Origin of the sequence: Haemophilus parainfluenzae (assembly GCF_003253005.1) — a bacterium.
GTDB classification, from domain to species: Bacteria; Pseudomonadota; Gammaproteobacteria; order Enterobacterales; family Pasteurellaceae; genus Haemophilus_D; species Haemophilus_D parainfluenzae_M.
Window position 1 is genome coordinate 355,898 of sequence record NZ_QEPZ01000002.1, and the last position, 22,714, is coordinate 378,611.

At 39.7% G+C, this 22,714-nt stretch carries 25 protein-coding genes and 1 tRNA gene; 23 read left to right on the forward strand and 3 right to left on the reverse strand.

The window, feature by feature from the left end; all coding sequences use genetic code 11:
- Positions 1–13: 13 nt before the first annotated feature.
- The 9 genes from glgC to dapB all read left to right on the forward strand — a co-directional run bounded on the left by glgC (position 14) and on the right by dapB (position 9,564).
- A complete protein-coding gene (gene glgC / locus DPV97_RS04230; RefSeq protein WP_005627058.1) occupies positions 14–1,315 on the forward strand; it encodes a glucose-1-phosphate adenylyltransferase in 1,302 nt (433 codons plus the stop codon).
- Positions 1,316–1,423: 108 nt separating this feature from the next.
- Positions 1,424–2,854: a glycogen synthase GlgA gene (gene glgA / locus DPV97_RS04235; RefSeq protein ID WP_070714425.1), complete on the forward strand. Its 1,431-nt coding sequence runs from the start codon at positions 1,424–1,426 to the stop codon at positions 2,852–2,854.
- Between the two features lie 240 nt (positions 2,855–3,094).
- The gene (locus DPV97_RS04240; protein WP_070714424.1) at positions 3,095–5,560 is read left to right on the forward strand and encodes a glycogen/starch/alpha-glucan phosphorylase; all 2,466 of its coding nucleotides are present in this window, start codon (positions 3,095–3,097) and stop codon (positions 5,558–5,560) included.
- A 105-nt stretch (positions 5,561–5,665) separates the two neighbouring features.
- Positions 5,666–6,139, forward strand: a complete 474-nt coding sequence (ribH, locus tag DPV97_RS04245) for a 6,7-dimethyl-8-ribityllumazine synthase (protein ID WP_070714421.1) — start codon at positions 5,666–5,668, stop codon at positions 6,137–6,139.
- Between the two features lie 5 nt (positions 6,140–6,144).
- A complete protein-coding gene (nusB, locus tag DPV97_RS04250; RefSeq protein WP_070714419.1) occupies positions 6,145–6,582 on the forward strand; it encodes a transcription antitermination factor NusB in 438 nt (145 codons plus the stop codon).
- A gap of 57 nt (positions 6,583–6,639) precedes the next feature.
- A complete protein-coding gene (gene thiL / locus DPV97_RS04255) occupies positions 6,640–7,620 on the forward strand; it encodes a thiamine-phosphate kinase (RefSeq protein ID WP_070714417.1) in 981 nt (326 codons plus the stop codon).
- Positions 7,620–8,114, forward strand: coding sequence for a phosphatidylglycerophosphatase A family protein (locus DPV97_RS04260; protein ID WP_070714414.1), 495 nt, complete (start codon positions 7,620–7,622; stop codon positions 8,112–8,114). Before thiL ends, DPV97_RS04260 begins: the two co-directional genes overlap by 1 nt.
- Entirely contained in the window at positions 8,108–8,734 is a 627-nt protein-coding gene (locus DPV97_RS04265; protein ID WP_070714412.1) for a LysE family transporter, read from the forward strand. The genes DPV97_RS04260 and DPV97_RS04265 overlap by 7 nt, the downstream gene beginning before the upstream one ends.
- A gap of 17 nt (positions 8,735–8,751) precedes the next feature.
- Positions 8,752–9,564: a 4-hydroxy-tetrahydrodipicolinate reductase gene (gene dapB, locus DPV97_RS04270; RefSeq protein ID WP_070714410.1), complete on the forward strand. Its 813-nt coding sequence runs from the start codon at positions 8,752–8,754 to the stop codon at positions 9,562–9,564.
- Here the strand turns inward: dapB and yfaE are convergent.
- Positions 9,559–9,807: a class I ribonucleotide reductase maintenance protein YfaE gene (yfaE, locus tag DPV97_RS04275; RefSeq protein ID WP_049365833.1), complete on the reverse strand. Its 249-nt coding sequence runs from the start codon at positions 9,805–9,807 to the stop codon at positions 9,559–9,561. The genes dapB and yfaE overlap by 6 nt on opposite strands.
- 106 nt (positions 9,808–9,913) lie before the next feature.
- Here yfaE and DPV97_RS04280 point away from each other — a divergent pair, with 106 nt between their 5' ends.
- The 4 genes from DPV97_RS04280 to qseC all read left to right on the forward strand — a co-directional run bounded on the left by DPV97_RS04280 (position 9,914) and on the right by qseC (position 13,204).
- Complete coding sequence (locus DPV97_RS04280) at positions 9,914–10,600, forward strand: hypothetical protein (protein WP_070714408.1); 687 nt, start codon at positions 9,914–9,916, stop codon at positions 10,598–10,600.
- A gap of 146 nt (positions 10,601–10,746) precedes the next feature.
- On the forward strand, positions 10,747–11,115 hold the full coding sequence (locus DPV97_RS04285) for a YgiW/YdeI family stress tolerance OB fold protein (protein WP_070714407.1): 369 nt from the start codon (positions 10,747–10,749) through the stop codon (positions 11,113–11,115).
- Between the two features lie 75 nt (positions 11,116–11,190).
- Positions 11,191–11,859 carry a response regulator gene (locus tag DPV97_RS04290; RefSeq protein ID WP_070714684.1) on the forward strand — a complete coding sequence of 223 codons (669 nt, stop codon included), beginning with the start codon at positions 11,191–11,193 and terminating at the stop codon, positions 11,857–11,859.
- Positions 11,849–13,204 carry a quorum sensing histidine kinase QseC gene (qseC, locus tag DPV97_RS04295; protein ID WP_049372568.1) on the forward strand — a complete coding sequence of 452 codons (1,356 nt, stop codon included), beginning with the start codon at positions 11,849–11,851 and terminating at the stop codon, positions 13,202–13,204. The genes DPV97_RS04290 and qseC overlap by 11 nt, the downstream gene beginning before the upstream one ends.
- 27 nt (positions 13,205–13,231) lie before the next feature.
- Here the strand turns inward: qseC and DPV97_RS04300 are convergent, their stop codons facing one another.
- Positions 13,232–13,792, reverse strand: a complete 561-nt coding sequence (locus tag DPV97_RS04300; RefSeq protein WP_049372569.1) for a YceB family lipoprotein — start codon at positions 13,790–13,792, stop codon at positions 13,232–13,234.
- An 87-nt stretch (positions 13,793–13,879) separates the two neighbouring features.
- Between DPV97_RS04300 and DPV97_RS04305 the strand changes: the two genes are divergently transcribed.
- The 10 genes from DPV97_RS04305 to tyrA all read left to right on the forward strand — a co-directional run bounded on the left by DPV97_RS04305 (position 13,880) and on the right by tyrA (position 22,444).
- Positions 13,880–14,602 carry an RIO1 family regulatory kinase/ATPase domain-containing protein gene (locus tag DPV97_RS04305; RefSeq protein ID WP_070714405.1) on the forward strand — a complete coding sequence of 241 codons (723 nt, stop codon included), beginning with the start codon at positions 13,880–13,882 and terminating at the stop codon, positions 14,600–14,602.
- Positions 14,599–14,727: a hypothetical protein gene (locus DPV97_RS09690; protein ID WP_005696016.1), complete on the forward strand. Its 129-nt coding sequence runs from the start codon at positions 14,599–14,601 to the stop codon at positions 14,725–14,727. The genes DPV97_RS04305 and DPV97_RS09690 overlap by 4 nt, the downstream gene beginning before the upstream one ends.
- A gap of 114 nt (positions 14,728–14,841) precedes the next feature.
- Positions 14,842–14,918: transfer RNA gene (locus DPV97_RS04310), tRNA-Met, on the forward strand.
- A 129-nt stretch (positions 14,919–15,047) separates the two neighbouring features.
- Positions 15,048–15,503 carry a ribosome maturation factor RimP gene (rimP, locus tag DPV97_RS04315; protein ID WP_049373489.1) on the forward strand — a complete coding sequence of 152 codons (456 nt, stop codon included), beginning with the start codon at positions 15,048–15,050 and terminating at the stop codon, positions 15,501–15,503.
- Between the two features lie 15 nt (positions 15,504–15,518).
- Complete coding sequence (nusA, locus tag DPV97_RS04320) at positions 15,519–17,006, forward strand: transcription termination factor NusA (protein WP_049373488.1); 1,488 nt, start codon at positions 15,519–15,521, stop codon at positions 17,004–17,006.
- Positions 17,007–17,017: 11 nt separating this feature from the next.
- Positions 17,018–19,537 carry a translation initiation factor IF-2 gene (gene infB / locus DPV97_RS04325; protein ID WP_049373487.1) on the forward strand — a complete coding sequence of 840 codons (2,520 nt, stop codon included), beginning with the start codon at positions 17,018–17,020 and terminating at the stop codon, positions 19,535–19,537.
- Between the two features lie 62 nt (positions 19,538–19,599).
- Entirely contained in the window at positions 19,600–19,875 is a 276-nt protein-coding gene (locus tag DPV97_RS04330) for a hypothetical protein (protein WP_070714404.1), read from the forward strand.
- A gap of 48 nt (positions 19,876–19,923) precedes the next feature.
- On the forward strand, positions 19,924–20,310 hold the full coding sequence (gene rbfA, locus DPV97_RS04335) for a 30S ribosome-binding factor RbfA (RefSeq protein WP_005699364.1): 387 nt from the start codon (positions 19,924–19,926) through the stop codon (positions 20,308–20,310).
- Entirely contained in the window at positions 20,310–21,233 is a 924-nt protein-coding gene (gene truB / locus DPV97_RS04340) for a tRNA pseudouridine(55) synthase TruB (RefSeq protein ID WP_070714401.1), read from the forward strand. Before rbfA ends, truB begins: the two co-directional genes overlap by 1 nt.
- A gap of 86 nt (positions 21,234–21,319) precedes the next feature.
- Positions 21,320–22,444, forward strand: a complete 1,125-nt coding sequence (gene tyrA, locus DPV97_RS04345; RefSeq protein ID WP_070714399.1) for a bifunctional chorismate mutase/prephenate dehydrogenase — start codon at positions 21,320–21,322, stop codon at positions 22,442–22,444.
- A gap of 91 nt (positions 22,445–22,535) precedes the next feature.
- On the opposite strand, the gene DPV97_RS04350 is transcribed toward tyrA, so the two are convergent.
- On the reverse strand, positions 22,536–22,714 hold a 179-nt coding region (locus DPV97_RS04350), incomplete at its 5' end, for an IS3 family transposase (protein WP_243585060.1).

Here is a 22,714-nt window from a genome sequence, read left to right on the forward strand (position 1 = left end):
TATGGAGATCCTTATGAAAGCTGGCGACCTTAATAAATATGATTTAGTTAAAAATACTTTGGTGCTTATTCTTGCGGGTGGACGTGGTTCACGCTTGCATGAACTTACGGATAAACGTGCAAAACCCGCCCTTTATTTTGGTGGTAACCGTCGTATTATTGACTTTGCACTTTCTAATTGTATTAACTCTGGTTTGAACCGAATTGGGGTAGTGACTCAATATGCGGCACACTCTTTACTTCGTCATTTGCAAACTGGTTGGTCTTTCTTACCACAAGAAAAAGGGGAGTTTGTTGATATGCTTCCTGCTCGTCAACAAATTGATGATTCAACTTGGTATCGTGGTACGGCAGATGCAGTTTATCAAAATATGGCAATTATTCGTGATCACTATCGCCCTAAATACGTGTTAATTTTGGCGGGTGACCATATTTATAAACAAGACTATAGCGTCATGTTGATGGACCATGTGAACAGCGGTGCAAAATGTACGGTGGGTTGTATTGAAGTACCTCGCTCTGAAGCACATGAATTTGGTGTAATGGCGGTAAACGAAAATTTAAAAGTCAAAGCCTTTGTTGAAAAACCAAAAGATCCGCCAGCCATGGTAGGTAAACCTGATGTTTCACTCGCATCAATGGGGATTTATGTGTTTGATGCGGATTATCTTTACAAAATGTTGGAGAGAGAGGTCAATACACCACAAACTAGCCACGATTTCGGTAAAGATGTATTACCAAAATGTTTAGCGGAAGAAACCCTTTATGCGCATCCTTTCAGCCGTTCTTGCATGGGACGTAATACTGAAGGTGAAATTTATTGGCGTGATGTGGGTACATTAGATAGCTTCTGGCAATCTAATATCGATTTAGTATCTGAAAATCCACAGCTTGATATTTATGACCAAAGTTGGCCAATCCGCGGTAATCCAATTCAAGCTTACCCGTCAAAATTCTTCTACAAAAATTCAAACGTTCATCCAGTCGATAATTCTTTAATTGGCGGTGGTTGTGTGATTACTGATGCCTCTATCAGTAATTCCGTGCTATTCGATCGCGTTAAAATTGATGCTTTCTCAAAAGTGGATCATTGCGTGGTATTGCCACAAGTTAAAATCGGTAAGAATTGTATATTGAAAAACTGTATTCTCGACCGTGAATGTATTATTCCAGATGGCATGGAAATTGGTGTGAATATGGAAGAAGATAAAAAACGTTTCCGTATCAGTTCAACTGGTAAAGTGATTCTAGTTACCCCGAAAATGCTGAAAAAATTAGAAGGGGAAGAAGTCGTCTCTGAAGAGCATTTAGATTAATGATGAAAAAAGTGCGGTAAATTTTGACCGCACTTTATAATCCCCTCTTTTCTAAAGAGGGGAGTTGATCGAGCATTATTTATGTTTTATAGGGAAAATAAAAATTAAATGAAAGTTTTACACGTTTGCTCAGAATTTTATCCGCTCCTCAAAACAGGCGGTTTAGCCGATGTTTTAGGAGCTTTACCGCAAGCTCAAAATCAAATAGGGCTTGATGCACGTATTTTATTGCCTGCTTATCCAGCGATTTCTGCAGGTATTTCTAATACACAAGTTGTGGCTGAATTTGATAATTTTGCGGGACATGTGGTGTTGCGCTATGGCGAATATAATGGCGTAGGCGTTTATTTAATCGATGCGCCACATTTATATGCGCGTGAGGGGAATCCATATCACGATTGTTACTATAATGATTATGGTGATAACTATAAACGTTTTGCCTTACTTAGTTGGGTTGGCGCTGAATTATCTACTGGTTTAGATAGCTGGTGGCGTGCAGACGTCGTTCATGCTCATGATTGGCATGCAGGTTTATGTGCCGCTTACTTATTTAATAAAGGTCGCCCAGCAAAATCGGTATTTACAATCCATAATTTAGCGTATCAAGGGCAATTCCATTATCAGCATTTATTTGAAATTGGCTTACCAGCAGGCATGTTTAATGTTGATGGTTTAGAGTTATTTGGACAGATTTCCTATTTAAAAGCTGGCTTATTTTACTCCGATGCCAGCACGGCAGTGAGCCCGACTTATGCTAAAGAGATTACAACACCTGAATTTGCCTATGGCTTAGAAGGTTTACTTTCTGGTTTAAAATCTCAAGGGCGTTTAGTGGGGATTCTTAATGGTGTAGATGAAAATATTTGGCATCCAAATGCCGATCAATATATTCAGCATCATTACAAATTGAAATATATGGCAGGTAAAAAACAGAATAAAGCTGAATTGCAAGCTTATTTTAATTTGCCGCAAGATGAAAATGCATTGGCATTTGTGATGGTAACCCGCTTAACCGAGCAAAAAGGCGTGGATTTATTGATTGAAAGTGCGGATGAAATTGTAAAACAAGGTGGCCAGTTGATGATTTTAGGTTCTGGCGCACCGCACTTTGAACAAGGTATTCGTGAGCTTGCTGAACGTTATCCACAAAATGTTGCAGTCAAAATTGGTTACAATGAAACACTGTCACATTTATTAGTGGCAGGTGGTGATGTGATTTTAGTGCCAAGTCGTTTTGAGCCTTGTGGCTTAACACAACTTTATGGTTTGCAATATGGCACACTTCCTCTTGTTCGTAAAACGGGTGGTTTAGCCGATACGGTGGTGGATAGCACACCGAAAAATATTAAAGATCGCACGGCAACTGGTTTTGTGTTTGAGCAAGCTACCGCTGAAGATTTACGCAGAAGTATTCAACAAGCGTTTGATATTTGGCAAAAACCGAGAGTTTGGTCAGCATTGCGAGCGAATGCGATGGCACAAGATTTCAGCTGGCGTAAAGCAGCAGAACAATATCGTGCACTTTATGAACGTTTGTAGTTTTATTTATAAACGTTAAGAGCAACAGTCTGTTTGTAGATTATTGTTGCAAGCTCTGTGATTATGCTTGTTTTTCGACAAGATAAGCATAAAATTTGAACGAATTTATTAGAGGTATAAAGGTTCTCGGATACAAAGAGCGATCTATTTCGATTGATTTTTTGAAATGTGCGTGAATTTTTAAATCAACATCTCTTTTATTATAGATAATTTTTTAACATTCAAACCGAGGTTTTACTTATGATAATGGATAATTTTGATTCTCCATTCCTATACAATCGCCCACAAATGACTGTTGAGGCAATCAAAAAATCAATTGTTTATAAGCTTATTTTTTTAATTGGTCGATCACCGCGTGAAGCGAGCCAACGCGACTGGTTAAATGCGACTTTGCATGCTGTTCGAGATTTAGTGACAGAAGGTTGGATTACCACAGCTCGCCAAACTCGAGCGGAAGATTCTCGCCGTGTTTACTACCTTTCAATGGAATTCTTAATTGGCCGTACCCTTTCTAATGCCATGATTGCAGAAGGTATTTATGGATTAGCACAAGAAGCCTTATCTGAATTAAATGTGGATTTAGAAGAAATTTTAGAAAAAGAAGTTGATCCTGGCTTGGGTAATGGCGGTTTAGGTCGTTTAGCCGCTTGCTTTATGGATTCTATTGCGACCCTTGGTTTACCAGGTATGGGCTACGGTATTCGTTATGAATATGGTATGTTCCGCCAAAAAATTGAAAATGGCCAGCAAGTCGAGCGCCCAGATGCATGGCTTGAAAAAGGTGCGCCTTGGGAGTTCATTCGTCCATCTAAACGCTTTACCGTAGAATTTGGTGGAAACATTCATTTCGAAGGAAAAAAATGTATTTGGCAAGATACCGAAAAAGTGACCGCACTTGCTTACGACCAAATGATCCCGGGTTATCAAAACAATTCTGCAGCAACATTACGCTTATGGTCTGCTCATGCCGGTGAAGTATTTAATCTTGCAGACTTTAACCGCGGTGAACACCTAGCAGCATTAGAAGAACACTCCGCAAATAAAAACTTATCACGCGTACTTTATCCTGATGATTCTACTTGGAATGGTCGCGAATTACGTTTACGTCAAGAGTATTTCTTAGTCTCTGCATCACTTCAAGATATTTTAGGCCGTCACAAACGCACCCACGATAGCCTTGAAAACTTGGTTGATAAAGTGGCAATCCACTTAAACGATACCCACCCAGCATTAGCAATTCCTGAATTAATGCGAATTTTAGTGGATGATGAAGGTTTTGAATGGAAAAAAGCTTGGGAGATGACGCGTAACATTTTCTCTTATACTTGCCATACTCTTATGTCTGAAGCATTAGAAACTTGGCCAGTGGAAATGATGGCAAAAATCTTGCCACGTCATTTACAAATGATTTTTGAAATTAACGATTACTTCTTAGAATATGTCCGCACTTATGTAACGACTGACAACGATTTTATCCGCCGTGTTTCTCTTATCGAAGAAGGCTACCAACGCAAAGTGCGTATGGGATGGCTATCCGTTGTGGGTTCACACAAAATCAACGGTGTCGCAGAAATTCATTCTGATTTAATGGTAACTTCAACCTTTGCAGACTTTGCTCGTATTTTCCCAGAACGCTTTACCAATGTGACAAACGGTATTACCCCTCGTCGTTGGTTAGCCGTTGCGAATCCTCAATTGGCAGACTTATTCGATAAATATATTGGTTCAGAATGGCGTTGTGATTTAAGTCAAATCGAAAAACTTAAACCATTTACGCAAGAAAAAGCATTTAAAGAAGCGATTGCGGATATTAAATTTGCGAACAAAGTGAAATTGGCGGAATACGTGAAATCTGAATTAGGTGTTGAACTTGATCCCCATGCGTTATTTGATGTTCAAGTCAAACGTATTCACGAATATAAACGTCAAATGTTGAACGTATTGCATATTATTGCTCGCTACAATGAAATGCTTGCTCATCCTGAAAAAGATTGGCAACCGCGTGTATTTATTTTAGCGGGTAAAGCAGCTTCGGCTTATTATGCAGCGAAACAAACGATCCATTTAATTAATGATGTTGCTAATGTCATCAATAATGATGAGCGTTTGAAAGGCCGTTTAAAAGTTGTATTTATTCCAAATTACAGCGTAAGCCTTGCTCAGCTAATTATTCCAGCAGCGGATATTTCAGAGCAAATTTCACTCGCAGGCACAGAGGCTTCTGGCACCAGTAATATGAAATTTGCCTTAAATGGTGCATTGACACTCGGTACACTTGATGGTGCGAACGTGGAGATCTTGGAAAACGTGGGTGAAGATAACACCTTTATTTTCGGCAACACAGTGGAACAAGTTGAGCAACTTCGTCGAGAAGGGTATCGCTCGTTTGAATACTATCAAAATGATGCTCAATTACGCACAGTCGTGGATCAAATTATTGAGGGTAAATTCTCACCAGAAGATCCTCAACGTTATCATCAATTATTACAAGGCTTGCAATACCACGATTATTATCAAGCTTTTGCTGATTTCCGTAGTTATGTAGAAACTCAAAAAGCCGTAGATGAAAAATACAAACAACGCGACCAATGGATTGAAAGCACCATTCAAAATATCGTGAATATGGGCTTCTTCTCATCTGACCGTACGATTCTTGAATATGCGAAAAATATCTGGAAAATTGAACCGTTAAAACTCGAGAAGTAAGTTCTTTTCCACTCATAGAAAACCCTGTCGGATTATTTCCACAGGGTTTCTTTTTATGCTAGAATCCACCGTCAAATTTATTGTTCATTCAGATTAGGAAAAAGTATGAAAGTTTTAGAAGGTGCGGTAGCGGCGCCAAATGCTAAAATCGCAGTAGTGATTGCTCGTTTTAACAGTTTTATTAATGAAAGTTTATTAGAAGGTGCGGTAGATGCATTAAAACGTATCGGCCAAGTGAAAGATGAGAATATCACAATCGTTCGTGCACCAGGTGCGTATGAGCTTCCATTAGTGGCACGTCGTTTAGCTGAAAGCAAAAAATTTGATGCGATCGTCGCATTAGGTACTGTGATCCGTGGTGGTACAGCTCACTTTGAATATGTGGCTGGCGAAGCAAGCAGCGGTTTAGGTCAAGTAGCAATGCAAGCTGAAATTCCAGTCGCATTCGGTGTTTTAACGACTGAAAACATTGAACAAGCTATCGAGCGCGCAGGGACCAAAGCAGGTAACAAAGGTGCAGAAGCAGCATTAACTGCACTTGAAATGGTGAACCTTTTACAACAAATTAATGCGGCATAATTCAAATGACAGAGAAAAAAGAACCTGTAAAAAAAGTATCGCCACGTCGTAGAGCGAGAGAATGTGCGGTTCAAGCATTATATTCTTGGGCGCTGTCTGGTAATGCACCAGAACAAGTGGAACTCACGTTCGTTGTGGATCAAGATTTAAAAGGTGTGGATAAACCTTATTTTAGCCGCCTTTTCCGTCAAACCGTTGCGAATGTAGACGCTGTTGATTTTTCAATGAGCCATTATTTAGATCGCGCGTTGGATGAATTAGATCCGATTGAAAAAGCGATTTTGCGTTTAGCGGTTTATGAACTTCAATTTGAACCAGATGTGCCGTATAAAGTGGCGATTAATGAGGCAATTGAAGTGGCGAAAGTGTTTGGTGCAGATGAAAGCCATAAATACATTAACGGTGTATTGGATAAAGTCGCTCCTGCATTAGGTCGCAAATAATTATTCAAATGTAGGGTAGACAAATGTCTGCCCTTTGTTTTTTGGTGTGCAGATAAAATGAGTACGGGTGAATTTGATCTTATAGGGCGATACTTCGCAATACAAAAAGGCAATCAACACTTTGTTGATTTCAGTATTGGGGATGATTGTGCGATCACTCATATTCCAGAAGGATATCAGCTTGCCATTACCACCGATACAATGGTCGAGGGCACGCATTTTTTATCTTCCATTTCTCCAAAAGATTTAGCGTATAAAGCTATCGCGACAAATCTAAGTGATTTAGCTGCTATGGGAGCGAAACCTGCTTGGATTTCTCTTGCACTCACATTACCTAAAGTTGATGAAAACTGGCTAAGCCAATTTAGTCAAAGTCTGTTTGATACATTAAATCAATATGATGTGACGTTAATTGGTGGCGATACAACAAAAGGCCCACTTTCTGTAACCATTACGGCACAAGGGGTCGTACCAAAAGGAAAGGCTTTATTCCGACATAACGCAAAGGTTGGAGATTTAATTTATGTATCGGGCTCGTTAGGTGATAGCGCGGCGGGTTTAAATTGGATCTTACAGGGTAAAAGTGCGGTCGATTTTGATACTGAATTTTTAGTCAAACGCCATTTTCACCCGACACCACGCGTTGAATTAGGCCAAGCATTAGTGAATGTAGCGCATTCATGCATTGATATTTCAGATGGTCTTGTCGCGGATTTAGGACATATTTTAACGAGAAGCCAATGTTCTGCGGAGATTGATTTATCCTTCTTGCCTTTATCTACATCACTCAAAAAAACATATAGCTTAGAAAAAGCAGAAGCGTTTGCATTAAGTGGCGGGGAAGATTATGAACTTTGCTTTACGATTCCCGCAAATAAAAAATCTGAGATTGAGAAGTTATCTCAATCGTTGAATGTACCTTGTACCTGTATCGGAAAAATTGTTCAGCAAAATAACAATCAGATTACTTTTTTAAAAGATGGACGTGCAATCAATTATCAAGCGCCGTCTGGTTTCGATCATTTTAAGGATAAATAATGAATAGTTCACCTCTTGATAGAGTTAGCTTAAAAAATCCAGTTCATTTACTTGCATTAGGTTTTGGTTCTGGATTAATTCGTCCAGCACCGGGTACATGGGGAAGTTTAGCCGGAACAATTTTAGGTTCAGCATTATTAGCTTGCCTTGGACTAAAAATCTTCTTAATTTTGACCGTACTTTGCTTTGCGCTTGGCTGTTATCTATGTCAAAAAACCGCAGATGATATGGGTGTTCATGATCACGGCTCCATTGTTTGGGATGAATTTGTTGGGGTATTTATTGTGCTAGCTGCAATTCCAACTTTATCTTTGCCTTGGATTGTCATTGCCTTTGTACTGTTCCGTTTCTTCGATATTTTAAAACCTTACCCTATTCGTTATTTTGACGAAAAACTGGAAAGTGGTTTTGGGATTATGGTGGATGATGTTTTAGCAGCAATCTATGCTGTTATCGTGATCGTGATATTGCGCATTGTAGGTTTGCCATGCTAAATTTGATGATTATTCATCTTGTTGGTTTACTTTCTCCTGGCCCTGATTTTTTCTATGTCAGCCGAATTTCTGCTATGAGTTCTCGACGAGAAGCTATAGGTGGCGTGATTGGAATTACCATTGGTGTATTAATCTGGGCAACGGCTGCCGTTTTAGGACTTGCCATTATTTTTGCCACTATGCCAATTATTCAAGGCATTGTGATGATGCTTGGCGGATCGTATTTAGTTTATCTCGGCATTAAAATGGCAAAAGTGAAAACCAATACGGTTTTTGATGAAAAGCAGAATGCAAATGTGCCAAATCAATCAACCTTAAAAAGCATTATGAAAGGCTTATTAGTCAATTTATCTAATGCTAAAGTGGTGATTTATTTCAGCAGTGTGATGTCATTAGTGTTAGTGAATATTACTGAAACATCACAAATTTTGACCGCACTTGCCGTGATTACCGTAGAAACCTTTTTATATTTCTACATCATTTCAGTGCTTTTCTCGCGTTCTGTTGCAAAACAGTTTTATAGCCAATATAGTCGCTATATTGATAATGCAGCAGGGCTGATTTTTATTTTCTTCGGAATCTATTTAATTTATAGTGGCATTCAACACGCTTTAATTTGATAAAAAAAGGACAAAACATGACATTAAAAATTGCGATCGCCGGTGCCGGCGGAAGAATGGGGCGTCAATTAATTCAAGCCGTACATCATGCAGAAGGGGCAGAATTAGGCGCCGCTTTTGAGCGTAAAGGATCCTCTTTAGTTGGTGCAGATGCGGGCGAGCTTGCGGGTATTGGTGCATTAGGTATTAAAGTATCAGATGATTTAAATGCAGAAAAAGATAACTTTGATTTGCTGATTGATTTTACCCGTCCAGAAGGTACACTTGAGCATATCGCATTTTGTGTTGCTCACAACAAAAAAATGGTAATTGGTACCACGGGGTTTGATGATGCAGGTAAAGTCGCAATTCAAGCTGCATCGGAAAAAATTGCCATTGTATTTGCATCCAACTTCAGTGTGGGGGTGAATTTGGTGTTTAAACTATTAGAAAAAGCCGCCAAAGTGATGGGCGATTATTGCGATATCGAAATCATTGAAGCACACCACCGCCACAAAGTGGATGCACCTTCTGGTACCGCACTTTCAATGGGTGAACACATTGCGAAAACCCTTGGTCGTGATTTAAAAACTCATGGCGTATTTTGTCGCGAAGGTATTACAGGTGAACGTAAACGTGATGAAATTGGTTTCTCTACGATTCGTGCTTCTGATGTAGTGGGGGAACATAGTGTCTGGTTTGCCGATATCGGTGAGCGCGTTGAAATTGCTCACAAAGCATCAAGCCGTATGACCTTTGCCAATGGGGCAGTGCGCGCAGGTAAATGGTTAGAAAAACAATCTCACGGATTGTTTGATATGACAGACGTGTTGGATTTGAATAATTTATAGTTCTATTTCTAAATCACTTTCCACCCGACAGCAACACAGTAAAATCTCATCGGGTTGGATAAAGGCAAGGGGCGCTTCAGCGTAAGACACCTTGCCTTTTTTTATCTTCACGCGACAAGAACCACAATAACCTGAACGACATTGATATTCATGGTGAATTTGATGTTGTTCTAAAAAGTTAAGCAGAGAAGTTTGGTTATCGAAATCTAAGGTGATTTGGCGCTGAATAAGGTGGATTTTCATGAAACAAAATAAAACAAAATTTTGCTCATTATAGAAGAAAGAGAAGTAAAACTCACGGCTCTTTTGTTGTAATATAGCGAGCTAATATTCATCATAAGGGAAGAACATGCAAACCTTTCTAAAATTAACGTTAATTTCAACCGCACTTTTATTAACGGCTTGTAGCACCATTTCAAAAGAGCCGGTTAAGCATATTGATATGTACGTAAAGCCTTATTACGATGCCAGAGATGGGCGACTTGAACAGATTAATGTGAATAAAGATATTGATGCGTTACTACTGAAAAATACACAAAAAGATTTTGAAAGTGCGGTCAATATTATTGAGAAAAAAGTGGATTTTGTTTCTCCGATGACAATGTTTGTACTTTCTGCTCGTGCTTATGATTTTGGTTTACGTGATGAAGCAGTAAAATGGTTTTATCGTGGGCAAAACCGTTTAATTACCGCGTTATATGTGTTGGATTTAGATAAATTAACAGTATCGAATAATACAGCATTTGGGCAATTAGTGGGACAGCATGTTAATCCCTATGCGTTCTGTGATTTGAATAAGCAACACAAGGCAGCGCAAGATGCGATTGACTGGGCGAAAAATCACCCATATCAGACTGTATTTTTACCTCAATTACCAAGCAAACATCCAGATAGAAAACAGGCATTAAAAGAAGCAGAGGCAAAACTTGATGCGCGCCTAGTTGAGCAAGACCGCTATTTTGCTAATCCTGAAAATAAAGCAAAATGGGAGAAAGAACGCCAAGATAACTTGGTGAATGAACGATTTTGTTGGTGATTTTAAAAAAATTTAAAAATCTTAAGGTTGCTTAAGATTTCATTAAGATTTGTTGTATTTAATAAGCATCAACAAGGCGGCAATGAGGATAATCCTTCGCTTTGAAACATGATTAATTTATGCTTAATTCTATTTAGGAGAACATGATGAAAAAATTTGCTTTAGCGACTCTTTTAGCTTTATCTACTTCAGTGGCATTTGCTGGTTTTAATGGCAACACTGCACAAGGTGGCTTCCAAGGTGGTGATCAAGGTCAACAACTTACTGTTAAACAAGCATTATCTGCGAAAGATAATTCTATGATTACCTTAGTCGGTAACATCACTCAACAAATTGATGGTGATGAATATCTTTTTACCGATGGTACAGACCAAATCAAATTGGAAATTAAAAAACGCGTTTGGAATGGCTTAAATGTGGGACCTCAGGATAAAATCCGTGTTTACGGTAAATTGGATAATGAACCTTTTGAAAAACCAGAGCTTGAGGTCATTAGCGTTGAAAAAGCGCAATAATTCATATAATTTGACGTGGTGGGCAAAAGCCCGCCATTTTTTCGTTTTGAGAAAGATAAAAGTGCGGTCAATATTATGCGAGTTTTATTAGTAGAAGACGATGCTCTCATCGGCAATGGTCTGCAAATTGGTTTAACAAAATCTGGTTTTATTGTAGATTGGTTTACCGATGGGCAAAGTGGATTAAATGCCTTAATCGGCGCGCCTTATGATGCGGTGGTATTGGATTTAACGCTGCCTAAACTGGATGGTTTGGATGTATTAAAACAATGGCGTTCAAATAATCAAGATGTGCCAGTGTTGATCTTAACTGCGCGTGATACGTTGGATGAGCGCATTAAAGGCATTCAACAAGGTGCAGATGATTATCTTTGCAAACCCTTTGCCTTGGCTGAAGTGGTGGTGCGATTACAAGCATTAATTCGTCGTCGTTATGGACAAGTTCAACCACAAATTGAGCATGGCAATGTAAAACTCGATCCTGCTCAACGTAAGGCTTGGTTGAATGAGGATGAAATTACATTAACCGGACGTGAATATAAATTACTCGAGCTTTTTATGCTGAATAAAGAACGAGTGCTTTCACGTGCGACCATTGAAGAAAAACTGTCAAATTGGGATGAAGAATTAAGTAGCGGTGCATTGGATGTACACATTTATAATTTACGTCAAAAATTAGGTAAGCAATTTATTCGTACGGTACATGGCGTAGGCTATGCTTTAGGACAAGTTAATGAAAAATAAACGACTGAGTTTTCGTCTCTTAATCGGTTTGAGTGTGACCGCACTTTGCGTGTGGTGTATTGCTACGGCTGTTGCCTGGACGGTCGTCAAAAAAGAAGTAAAAGATGTGTTTAATGCTCAGCAGGTGCTTTTTGCCGAGCGTTTGGCAACCTCTGATTTGAAAAATGTCTTATTGGATAAAAATGCTAACTTTCCGCGTGGTGGATTTAAACCACAGAAACGTCATTATGATAATGATGCATTGGCCTTTGCCATATTTTCTAACAAAGGTGAAAGATTATTAACCGATGGTGATAATGGCGACAAATTTATTTTCCAAAATAAAACCGGATTTAGTAAAGCGCATATTTTAGATGATGACGATGAATGGCTGATTTATTGGCAACCTGTTGGCAATGGTGAATTGGTGATCGCCGTAGGTCAAGAGTTAGAATATCGTGAAGAGTTAGTCAATAAAATGGTTTTCAGCCAAACAGGAATTTGGTTTGCCGGATTACCAGTACTCTTATTGGTCGCGTTTATTGTAATTTATCGTGCATTAAAACCAATTAATCGATTGAGTCGAAACGTACAAGCTCGCCGACCAGGTGATGTATCGTTATTAGAAACTGATGATGTGCCAACAGAGATTCTACCGTTAGTCCAAAACTTAAATCAATTTTTCACACGTACTAGTGAGCAGTTGGAACGGGAGCGCCGCTTTGTTTCTGATGCAGCACATGAATTACGTAGTCCATTAGCGGCATTACGTATTCAAACAGAAGTCGCACAGTTAGCTGGCGATGATGCACAAACGCGTGAAATGGCCTTAGCGCATTTAACCCAAGGTATCGATCGGGCAACTCAATTAATAGAACAGCTTCTTACGCTTTCCCGCTTAGAGAATCTCAAAGAATTAGATAACCTTGCTGATATTCATTGGTCGGAAATTATCACTTCGCTTATTGGTGATTTATATTTTAGTGCACAACAACGCCAAATCGAATTACAGTTTGAGCATCAGGGAGATCCTGCCGTTAAGCAAGGGCAGCCATTATTACTTACACAAATGCTACGAAACTTATTGGATAATGCCATAAAATATTGTCCGCAAGGCACTCAGGTTCGTGTGATTTTACAGCCGCGTAAAATTCTTATTGAAGATAATGGCGGTGGTGTTGCGCCAGAAGAATTAGCAAAATTAGGGCAGCGTTTTTATCGTCCTGCAGGACAAAATGAAAAAGGGAGTGGGCTTGGATTGTCTATTGTGGCAAGAATAGCAGAATTGCATCACTATCGTTTCCGATTAGAAAATATTGAAGATAACGGGCAAATTCAAGGTTTGCGAGCTATCATTGCGTTATAAAAAAGGGCGTTTAATACGCCCTTATTGTTAAAACATTCCACCAATTAATTCTAATCGACCTTTCTCAACTTTAATTTCTTTGGCGAATTTCTTAATCAGCATTTGTTTCATGTCACTTTCATCCAAGGTATAAACTGGCATCCGACTTAATAGTGCTGCCACACCATCGCTTAATAGCGGCATAACATCTTGGAGTTGATCCATCACACTATTAGGTTCACCAGACCAGCGTAAAATCCGCAGATTTTTTAAATAAAGTGCCCCCTCTTCTGCGTTATATTCAGGAATCGCATCAAAGGTTAAATGCAACTTAGCTGGGTAGGTTTTACCAGATAAACGAATAAGCGTATCAGCCAAACCACTCATTTCAACACGATTACTTTCAGTTTGCCCGATTTGAGTCACTAAATCTTTCAGCGCATAATCCACAGAAAACAATCCTGGAATACCGAGTTTGTCATTAATCGTGCCTTTTTCACTTAAATACTGGTTAATTTGTTGTTCGCTGATGCTAAAAGGGGAAGCTTGTACAGATAGTGTGAAGAAACCTAATGTCAGTATGGTGAGTACTTTTTTCAAAAAATGCATATTTTCTCCTTGATTGAAAAAGAATAAAAATTTTGTAGAATGTATCGCTTATCTTTTCACTATACAATAAAAATTTAAGTAGAGATTATGACTTCGTCATTTAAAGAGCATGTGCAGAAGCTTCTTGAAAAACACCGTGGGGAACGTGTTTTCCAATTTGAATATTTAGGGAAACATTATTGGTTAAAACAACCCGAGCAATTAAAAGGGATATGGTTATTATTAAAACCGCATCCAAAGCAACATTTTAAAGAAGAATGTGAGATTCTTCAGCACCTGAATAATATTGGTGCACCAGTACCTAAATTATGTGATTTCGGAGATGATTATTTAGTATTGGAAGATGCGGGGCCAACATTAAACATCTGGCTGAATGATGAAAAATTGTCTTGGGCAGAAAAATCACATATTTTGCATTCAGCGATGGAGATATTGATTAGTCTTCATCAACAAGGCATTATTCATGGTCGACCAGCCATACGAGATATCGCATGGAAAGAAGGCAAGATTAGTTTTATGGACTTTGAATCCCATTCAAAAAGCCATAATGAGCACTGGTTGATTACACGTGATATGCTGGCATTTTTAGACAGTTTATGTCGTGTGAAAAGCTTAGATGATGAAAAGCTTGATGAATTATTTGATTATTATAAATCTCATTGCCCGACAACTTATTGGACTGATATGTTGTCTTATGTGAGAAGATTTCGTTGGCTTTATTATCTTTTACTTCCGTTCAAACCGATTGCACGAACGGACTTATTGGCCGTTTATCGGTTATTTGAACATTTAACAAAGGAAAATCTATGAAAAAATTATTTTTAGTGGCTGTATTAAGTGCTTTAGTGAGTGCTTGTTCTGTTGGTGTAGGTGCTGGCGGCGGCAGTAATGGTGTGGGCGTTGGAGTAGGTCTTGGCACTGGCTTTGGATTCTAACTCTCACTTTAGATAAAGCAAAGGGCGGTCAAAAAATCTTAAGTTTTCAAGAAAATTAGCAGAAATCGCTTGATCTTTTGATTTAGATCACTATAATACATCGCATATTTCGGACGCGGGGTGGAGCAGCTTGGTAGCTCGTCGGGCTCATAACCCGAAGGCCGTCGGTTCAAATCCGGCCCCCGCAACCAATAACAAGTTCAGTAAAAAGAACCCCAAATTTGGGGTTTTTTTGTACGAGAAATTTAGAAACTGGGCTTAGGTTCATTGACGAACCTAACCCTTTTTTTATGTCTGAATTTTAAGATTAGGAGCAAAAATTGGCAACATTAGAACAAAAATTGCAAGAGATGCTTCAAGGTGCAGTAGAAGACTTAGGCTGCGAGCTTTGGGGGATTGAATGCCAACGTGCAGGGCGTTTTATGACCGTCCGTTTATTCATTGATAAAGAAGGTGGCGTAGGCGTTGATGATTGTGCTGATGTAAGTCGTCAAGTGAGCGCGATTTTAGACGTGGAAGATCCGATTGCGGATAAATATAACCTCGAAGTGTCATCACCAGGTCTGGATCGTCCACTATTTACGCTTGAACAATTCCAACGTTATGTGGGCGAGGATATCGCTGTGCATTTACGTATTCCTGTTTTAGATCGTCGTAAATGGCAAGGTAAATTGGAAAAAATTGAAAATGACATGTTGACACTTATTGTTGATGGTCAGAAACAAGTTCTTATTTTTGGCAACATTCAAAAAGCCAATGTAATCGCAAAATTTTAAAGGAGAAAAAGGAAAATGAGTAAAGAGATTTTGTTAGCTGCTGAAGCAGTATCTAACGAGAAGTTATTACCACGCGAAAAGATTTTTGAAGCGTTAGAGAGTGCGATTGCACTTTCAACAAAGAAAAAATATGACTATGAAACCGATATTCGCGTATCTATCAACCCTAAAACGGGTGAGTTTGATACATTCCGTCGTTGGTTGGTGGTTGATGAAGTTAAAGTGCCAACAAAAGAAATGACTTTAGAAGCGGCACAATTTGAAGATCCGAATGTTCAACTTGGTGATTATGTTGAAGACCAAATTGAGTCTATCGCATTTGACCGTATTGCGATGCAAACTGCTCGCCAAGTGATCAGTACAAAAATTCGTGAAGCAGAGCGTGCGAAAGTAGTTGAGCAATTCCGTTCTGAAGAAGGCAAAATTGTTACGGGGACGGTGAAAAAAGTAAATCGTGAAAGCATCATTTTAGATTTAGGCAATAAAGCTGAAGCCGTGATTATGCGTGAAGATATGCTTCCACGTGAAAATTTCCGCCCTGGCGATCGTGTTCGTGGTGTGCTTTATAAAGTGAATCCAGAAAGCAAAACTGCACAACTATTTGTGACTCGTGCGAAACCTGAAATGTTAATCGAGTTATTCCGTATTGAAGTACCAGAAATCGGCGAAGAAATGCTTGAAATCCGTGGTGCAGCTCGTGATCCAGGTTCTCGTGCGAAAATTGCGGTGAAATCAAATGACAAACGTATCGACCCAGTTGGTGCGTGTGTGGGTATGCGCGGTGCTCGCGTTCAAGCGATTACCAATGAATTAGGTGGTGAACGTGTGGATATCGTACTTTGGGATGATAATCCGGCACAATATGTGATTAATGCAATGGCACCAGCTGATGTGACTTCAATTATCGTAGATGAAGATAATCACTCAATGGACATTGCGGTTAATGCTGACAACTTAGCACAAGCAATTGGTCGTAATGGTCAAAATGTACGTTTAGCGACACAATTAACCGGTTGGACATTAAATGTCATGACTACTGAACAATTAAATGAAAAACATCAAGCAGAAGATACCAAAGTATTAAATTTATTCATGGATAAATTAGGCCTTGATGAAGAGTTTGCTCAAATCTTAGTGGATGAAGGCTTTACTTCATTAGAAGAAGTGGCTTATGTTCCAGTAAGCGAGCTAACTGCAATTGATGGTTTAGAAGATGAAGATCTTATCGAAGAGTTACAAGGTCGCGCAAAAGATGCCATTACTGCAGCAGCAGCAGCTGAAGAAGAAGCCTTGAAAAAAGCGAATATTGAAGATCGTTTATTAAATCTTGAAGGGATGAATCGTCACATTGCCTTTAAATTAGCTGAAAAACAAATTACTACGCTTGAAGAACTTGCTGAGCAAGGTGTAGATGATTTAGCTGATATCGAAGAATTAACCGCAGAGCAAGCCGCTGACTTTATTATGGCTGCGCGTAATATTTGCTGGTTTAGCGAAGAGTAAGGAGTTTAATAATGACTGAAGATGTAAAAAATGCGGATGCGAATGCACCGAAAAAACTAAGTATTCAACGCAGAACAAAAACAACCGTAAGCAGTACAACAGCTGGCGGTAAAGCAAAAGCGGTACAAGTTGAAGTTCGTAAAAAACGCACTGTGCCAACAGATGCTGCCCGAAAAGCTGCTGAGGCAGAAAAATTAAAAGCACAGCAAGAAGCAGAGAAAAAAGTGGCAGAAGAAAAAGCACGTTTAGCTGCTGAAAAAGCTGCAGCAGAAAAAGCGAAAGCTGAAAAAGCTAAGGTTGAAGCAGAAAAGGCAGCGAAACTAGCACAAAGTGCGGTTGAAAATAAACCTAAATCTGTTGATCCAGAAAAAGAAAAACGTAAAGCGGAAGAAGCAGAACTTCGTCGCAAAGCGGAAGAGCTAGCTCGCCAAAAAGCAGAAGAGCAAGCGCGTAAAGCAGCTGAAGATGCTAAACGTTATGCTGAAGCGGATACGTCAAGCAATGAAAGCGCATCAGAAGATTATACAGATTACAATTTAAGCTCTCGTTATGCTTTAGAAGCAGAAGACGAAGAAGAACGCCGTAATGAAAATCGCGGTCGCGGTAAAAATAAAGTCGCTAAGGCGAAAAAAGAACGCGATGACGTGAAAGGCGGCAATAAAAATGAGCGCGAATCTAACCGTAAAAATCAAAAAGACGGTAAATTCGGTAAAGGTAAAAATGGTAAGAAAGGTGCAGCATTACAACAAGCCTTCACAAAACCTGTTCAGGTTGTGAAACAGGATGTTGTTATTGGTGAAACCATTACCGTTGCGGAATTAGCAAATAAAATGGCAACCAAAGCGACTGAAATCATCAAAGCGATGATGAAGATGGGCGAAATGGTAACCATTAACCAAGTGCTTGACCAAGAAACAGCACAGTTAGTGGCTGAAGAATTAGGTCACAAAGTGATTCTTCGTAATGAAAATGAACTTGAAGAAGAAGTATTAGGCGATCGTGATGTTAACGCAGAAAAAGTGACTCGTGCACCAGTTGTAACGATCATGGGTCACGTTGACCATGGTAAAACTTCATTGCTTGACTATATTCGTAAAGCGAAAGTTGCAGCCGGTGAGGCGGGTGGTATTACGCAGCACATCGGTGCGTACCACGTAGAAATGGATGATGGCAAAATGATCACCTTCTTAGATACACCGGGACACGCTGCATTTACCTCAATGCGTGCACGTGGTGCAAAAGCAACGGATATCGTCGTTCTTGTTGTTGCTGCAGATGATGGTGTGATGCCTCAAACCATTGAAGCGATTCAACACGCGAAAGCAGCAGGTGCGCCTTTAGTGGTTGCGGTGAACAAAATTGATAAACCAGAAGCAAATCCAGATCGCGTAGAACAAGAATTACTTCAACACGAAGTGATTTCTGAAAAATTCGGTGGTGATGTACAATTCGTTCCTGTTTCTGCGAAGAAAGGTACCGGTGTTGATGACTTATTAGATGCCATCTTGCTTCAATCAGAAGTACTTGAATTAACGGCTGTAAAAGATGGCATGGCAAGTGGTGTGGTGATTGAATCTTACCTTGATAAAGGTCGTGGTCCGGTTGCGACAATTCTTGTTCAATCTGGTACTTTACGTAAAGGTGATATCGTACTTTGCGGTTTTGAATACGGTCGTGTTCGTGCAATGCGCGATGAAAACGGTAAAGAAATCGATGAAGCAGGCCCATCTATCCCTGTTGAGGTGTTAGGTCTTTCTGGTGTACCAGCAGCGGGTGATGAAGCAACTGTAGTACGTGATGAGAAAAAAGCACGTGAAGTGGCGTTACACCGTCAAGGTAAGTTCCGTGAAGTGAAACTCGCTCGTCAGCAAAAAGCGAAACTTGAAAATATGTTTAGCAATATGACTGAAGGTGATGTGGCTGAGCTTAATGTTATTGTGAAAGCGGACGTACAGGGTTCTGTGGAGGCGATTATTCAATCGTTACAAGATCTTTCTACTGATGAAGTGAAAGTGAAAGTAGTGGGCTCAGGCGTAGGTGGTATTTCTGAAACTGATGCAACCTTAGCGGCAGCCTCTAATGCGATTATGGTCGGCTTTAACGTTCGTGCGGATGCTTCTGCTCGTCGTATTATCGAAGCAGAAAACATTGACCTTCGTTATTACTCCATCATTTATGAACTATTAAATGATGTGAAAGCCGCGATGAGCGGTATGTTACAACCTGAATTCAAACAAGAAATCATCGGCTTGGCTGAAGTGCGTGATGTGTTTAAACATCCGAAATTTGGTGCAATCGCCGGTTGTATGGTGACCGAAGGTGTAGTAAAACGCAACAACCCAATCCGTGTATTACGTGATAACGTGGTAATTTTTGAAGGTGAATTGGAATCTCTCCGTCGCTTTAAAGATGACGTTTCTGAAGTCCGTAATGGTATGGAATGTGGTATCGGCGTTAAAAACTACAATGACGTGAAAGTCGGCGACCAAATCGAGGTGTTTGAAGTCGTTGAAGTTAAACGTTCAATCTAATCGATAAAAAGAGCGGTCAAAATTCAACGTATTTTTGACCGCTTTTGTCATTGGAGCTAAAAATGGAATCAATGTTTGGTTGGGCGGCGATCAATGCTATTTTAATTGCTTATGGGTTTGGGCAGAAGAAATGGAAATTTCTAATTATCCCCATTGCTGTAAAACTTTGTTTTTGGATAGCCAGCATTTATCATGCCCAGTTATCCTATGAAGAACGTGGGGCAGACTGGAGTCTAGTTGTTGTTGTGATGGATGTCATCGTGAATGTCATCGCAGGTCTCATTGGCGTAGTGATCGGTTTTATCCTTCGCCGAAATAAAACCAAATCAGAGAAATAATTTGTAACCTATAAATGTAGGTAAAACTTACTTAGTAAGAGAAATATTATGGCAAGAGAATTTAAACGCAGCGATCGCGTTGCACAAGAATTGCAAAAAGAAATCGCCATCATTTTACAGCGTGAAGTAAAAGATCCCCGTATTGGCATGGTAACTGTGTCAGATGTGGAAGTATCAAGCGATTTAGCGTATGCAAAAGTGTTTGTCACATTTTTGTTTGATCATGATGAAGTGGCTATTGCACAGGGCATGAAAGGTTTGGAAAAAGCAGCACCTTATATCCGTTCATTAGTGGGTAAAGCGATGCGCTTACGCATTGTGCCGGAAATTCGTTTCTTCTACGATCAGTCCTTAGTTGAAGGGATGCGTATGTCTAATTTAGTGACAAACGTGATTCGTGAAGACGAGAAAAAACACGTTGAGGAAAATGACTAATGTCGAGACCTCGTAAGCGTGGACGTGATATTGATGGCGTATTTTTATTAGATAAGCCACAAGGTATGTCATCTAATGACATTATGCAAAAGGTGAAACGCTTATTCCAAGCGAATAAAGCTGGACATACCGGTGCGCTCGATCCATTAGCAACCGGTATGCTGCCTATTTGCTTAGGCGAAGCGACAAAGTTTTCCCAGTTTTTATTAGATGCAGATAAACGCTATGTGGTCACAGCAAAATTAGGTGAACGTACGGATACCTCGGATGCAGAAGGACAAGTGGTCGAAACGCGCCCTGTAAACGTGGAAACATCACAAATTTTGACCGCACTTGAACAATTCCGCGGTGATATTTTGCAAGTGCCTACCATGTTTTCTGCATTAAAACACAATGGAAAACCATTGTATGAGTATGCTCGCGCAGGCATTACGGTAGAACGTGAGGCCCGTCCTATCACGATTTTTGAGCTTAACTTTATTGAGTATCAAGCGCCTTTTCTAACTTTAGAAGTGCATTGTTCGAAAGGAACCTATATCCGTACATTAGTGGATGATTTAGGTGAAGTATTAGGTTGTGGTGCTCATGTGACAGTGTTACGTCGAACTGCGGTTGCGGATTATCCAACAGAAAAGATGATGACATGGGATGCTTTGCAGGCGCTTGCAGAGCAAGGTGATCTTGCTCAACTTGATCAACATCTTTTACCGATAGATACAGCTGTCAGCAAATTACCTGCGTTACAGTTAAATGCTGAACAAAGTAAAGGTATTGGCTTTGGACAGCGCGTTAAATTTGCTAATGAAGCAAAATTGCGTGGTCAAGTGCGGTTTTTTTCTGACAAGAATATCTTTTTAGGCGTGGCACTTATCGATGATAACAATGTGATTCGTCCGCAACGCTTGATTACGCAATCTCTCTAACTATTTGCCTTTCTTTTTTAATTCCAGTAATCTCACCTGTAACCTTTTAATTGCAATCTATGTAAATAAGATATTACAGGTGAATTATGGATGCCCTTAACCATTTACGTCAGGAAATTGATGCACTCGATCGTGAACTGATTCAAATTTTTGCTAAACGCCTCGAACTGGTGAGCCAAGTAGGCGAAGTAAAGCACGAAAAAGGTTTGCCGATTTATGCACCAGAGCGTGAATTAGCGATGCTACAAGCACGCAGAGAAGAAGCGGCTAAAGCAGGAATCTCTCCACAACTTATTGAAGATGTGCTGCGTCGTTTCATGCGTGAATCTTATTCCAATGAAAATCAATTTGGTTTTAAAACGCTGAATCCAGCCATTAACAAAATTGTTATTGTTGGCGGTTACGGAAAAATGGGGCAATTATTTGCCCGCTATTTACGTGCCTCTGGTTATCCTATTTCTATTTTAGACCGAGATGATTGGGATGTGGCAGAACGCATTTTAACGAATGCGGATGTTGTTATAGTCTCAGTGCCGATTGATCACACGTTAGAAACAATTGAACGTCTAAAGCCACACTTAACCGAAAATATGCTACTGGCGGATCTTACCTCCGTGAAACGTATTCCATTAGCTAAAATGTTAGACGTGCATAAAGGGGCAGTGGTTGGGTTGCATCCAATGTTTGGTCCCGATATTGCTAGCATGGCAAAACAAGTGGTTGTGCGTTGTGATGGGCGTTTTAGTGAGCGTTATGAATGGTTGTTAGAGCAAATTCAAATCTGGGGTGCAAAAATTTATCAAATTGATGCAGCGGAGCATGATCACAATATGACGTACATTCAAGCATTACGTCACTTTTCCACCTTCGCGAATGGTCTGCATCTTTCCAAACAACCAGTCAATTTAAGTAATTTATTGGCATTATCTTCCCCGATTTATCGTTTGGAATTAGCCATGATTGGTCGTCTATTTGCCCAGGATGCGGCACTTTATGCCGATATTATTATGGATAAGCCAGAAAATTTAGACGTGATTGAAAGCTTAAAGCAAACGTATGAAGAAGCGTTACAATTTTTTGAAAAAGGTGATCGCCAAGGGTTTATTGATGCTTTCCATCAGGTGAGGGAATGGTTTGGGGAGTATTCAGATCAATTCTTGCAGGAAAGTCGTCAGTTATTACAACAAGCTCATGATTTACGACATGTATAAAATAAAAGTGCGGTTGATTTTGATCTGACCCCAAAAAGTTAGACTGTTATTTAAAGGATTGTTTTCGATATTGTATCGGACTCAGTCCTTTTCATTTTAGTTGAATCCGTCGGTGATTATAGTAATCCAAATAATCCCTGACAGCATCAACTATCTCTTCTCTACTGTTAAATTCCCGACCATAAAAACATTCTGTTTTTAATCGCCCAAAGAAACTTTCCATTGCGGTATTGTCCAAGCAATTCCCTTTTCTCGACATACTTTGAATAA